The sequence below is a fragment of the Sphingomonas asaccharolytica NBRC 15499 genome (assembly GCF_001598355.1).
GTDB classification, from domain to species: Bacteria; Pseudomonadota; Alphaproteobacteria; order Sphingomonadales; family Sphingomonadaceae; genus Sphingomonas; species Sphingomonas asaccharolytica.
In genome coordinates, this window is sequence record NZ_BCYU01000158.1 from 1 (window position 1) to 2,945 (window position 2,945).

The window sequence follows — 2,945 nt, forward strand, 5'->3', positions numbered from 1 at the left end:
GCCGTAAGTGAGAACGGACCCTAACGGCGCTTCTTGCGTTTGTCGGGTGCCTGCGTGCGGACCGGCACTTCTGGCGGCCGTATCGCGACGCCTTCGACCGGCGCACAACGCGCCATCACCGTGCCGATCATCGCGAGCAGCCGTGACCGCGCATTGCCAAGCCCTACCGGATCGGTGCCGCGATCTTGCGTCTCCAGATTCACATAAGGCAGGCCGCGGAACAGCGCGTAGTTGGACAGCGACCCGTCGCTGGTCACGACATGCTCGAACATGATGTTCATGTCGGCGTCGGATAGCGGCCGCGCGCAGAACCCGCTCGCCGGGCTGCGGTCGCCGAGATACGAGACGATCGCAACGCTGTCGGTGTCGTCATACGGCCAGGCTGCGCGGATCGACGGGCGGGGCGAATAGAGGTCGCTGCAGAGCAGGACCGAGATCTCGCCCTTGCCGGTATAGCCGGCATTGGGTGGCGTGCAGGTCGATTCGGACGCGCTGTAGCCGGGTTCATTGGTGTGGAGCGCGACGATCAGCCGTGGCGGGTTGCCCAGGTCAGCCAGGATGGTCGCGGCATAATTTGGGGTGTCGTCGCGGAAATTGCGGTTGGGGTCGATCGACCGGCCATAAGCGACGTCGGGGTTCATCCGGCTGTCCGGCCCATCAATCGACCGCGCTTCCTCGACCGCGATCACCACGCCACCATAGGATCGCACGGCGAACACCGCCGCTTGGAACGCGGCATTCTCGTTATCATGGGGTACGAACCATAACGGCCCGTCGGAATGGCGCAGATTGACGATGCGGTAGAGACGCCAGAACGCGCGATCCTCACGGAACTCGATGCGATTGACCGACAATCCGTCCCAGATCGCGGGATTGGCGAGGCGCGTGAAATCGTCGGTCGCCATCACCATCGGGTCGACCGGCGTGACGATCTTCTGCAGCGGCGCGGAGACAACCTGCGCCGACGCGGACGGCGCAGCGAACGCCGTGATTAGAACCAACAAGAACGCAAACGCTTTCATGACGCCACTCTGTTATGCGGCGCGCGGCGTCTGGCAATAGTGCTGTCCGAGATCGGGACAGATTTGGGTCTGTACTCGCTAACGGCGGGGGATCGAGATTGCTTTGTGGAGCCCGTCGGCGAGGAGCGCAGCGTAGTCGCGTAGCTTGAGCTACGCGCAAGCAAGCGACGATGTCCGATGGGCTTCACAACGCAACCGCGAAGCGGCGGGCGGATTTTGCCGCGTGGAGGGCGTCGCTCGTCGGTCACGATGCTTACAGCATCGCTCCCTCCTCGCTCCTACCCACGCGACAAAATCCGCTCCGTCTCGACCCCCGCCGTTAGCGAGTACAGACCCTAGGCGGGGACACCGAACAAATCGTGCTCGTCGGCGTCTTCGATCAGCACTGGGGTGATGTCGCCGACCGTCAGATGACCCGCGTCTCGCAGGAATACCTCTCCATCGATCTCGGGCGCGTCGGCCTGGCTGCGGCCGGTCGCGCCGCCATCCTCATCGACCGCATCGATGATCACCGGCAGCGTGCGGCCGATCTTGGCCTGAAGTTTGGCAGCGCTGATCGCCGCGGTCTTTTCCATGATCCGGGCGTAGCGCTCTTCCTTGACCTCTTCGGGCACATGGTTCGGCAAAGCGTTCGCTGCAGCACCCTCGACCGGTTCGAAGCGGAACGCGCCGACGCGATCGAGCTGCGCCTCGTCGAGCCAGTCGAGGAGATAGTCGAAATCCTCCCGGGTCTCGCCGGGAAAGCCGACCACGAAGGTTGAGCGGATCGCGATATCTGGCGCGATCGTACGCCACGACTTGATGCGCTCGAGCACCTTCGCCTCGTTGGCCGGGCGGCGCATCAGCTTGAGCACGTTGCGGCTGGCGTGCTGGAATGGGATGTCGAGATAGGGGAGCACCAGCCCCTCGGCCATCAGCGGGATGACCTGATCGACATGCGGATAGGGGTAGACATAATGGAGCCGCACCCAGGGCGCGATCTTGCCGAGCTCACGCGACAGGTCGGTCATGTGGGCGCGGACTTCGTTGCCGTGCCACATGCGCGGGTGGTGCTTGATGTCGACGCCATAGGCCGAGGTATCCTGGCTGATGACGAGCAATTCCTTGGTGCCCGCCTCGACCAGCTTCTCCGCCTCGCGCAAGATGGCGTCGGGACGCCGGCTGACCAAGTCGCCGCGCAACGACGGGATGATGCAGAAAGAGCAGCGGTGGTTGCAGCCCTCCGAGATCTTCAGGTAGCTGTAATGGCGCGGCGTGAGCTTTAGCCCGCTTTCCGGCACCAGGTTGAGGAACGCGTTGGGCGGCATCGGCGCCGCGTCGTGCACCGCGCCGACAACCTGCTCATATTCATGCGCGCCGGTGATCGCGAGCACGGCAGGGAAGCGGTTGCGGATGACCTCCGCCTCCTTGCCCATACAGCCGGTGACGATGACGCGGCCATTCTCGGCGATCGCCTCGCCGATCGCTTCCAGGCTTTCCTCCTTGGCGGAATCGAGGAAGCCGCAGGTATTGACCAGCACGACGTCGGCGCCGGCATAATCGGGCGACAGCTGATAGCCGTCCGACCGCAGCTTGGTCAGGATGCGCTCGCTGTCGACCAGGTTCTTGGGACAGCCCAAGGACACCATACCCACGCGGGGCGGTTCGGGAAGTTTGGTTGCCATGATTGCGCGCGCACATAAGCGTTTTGACGCCGCTTGAACAGGGTGGGGCCGTGGGCCTATTCTTCGCCGTCGAGCGCTGCTGAGGGAGAGGGGGTCGATTTGCCCGATTATTGGCTGCGGCCGCATCCCGATTTCAAGAGCACGGCCCTCATCGCGATCAACGTCGCAATTGCCCGTGATGGCGCTCGTCTGTCCTTGCGCTATTCGCTCGAGGGTGCGCTGGATCGCGTCCTCTGGCCCGAGCCGATGGCATCGGCTC

2 protein-coding genes are annotated in these 2,945 nt (G+C 64.0%); both read right to left on the bottom strand.

Annotated elements, in window-relative coordinates; all coding sequences use genetic code 11:
• Positions 1-20: 20 nt before the first annotated feature.
• Positions 21-1,022: a hypothetical protein gene (locus tag SAS01S_RS21760; RefSeq protein ID WP_066813289.1), complete on the bottom strand. Its 1,002-nt coding sequence runs from the start codon at positions 1,020-1,022 to the stop codon at positions 21-23.
• Between the two features lie 335 nt (positions 1,023-1,357).
• Positions 1,358-2,686: a 30S ribosomal protein S12 methylthiotransferase RimO gene (gene rimO, locus SAS01S_RS21765; protein WP_066813290.1), complete on the bottom strand. Its 1,329-nt coding sequence runs from the start codon at positions 2,684-2,686 to the stop codon at positions 1,358-1,360.
• Positions 2,687-2,945: the final 259 nt, after the last annotated feature.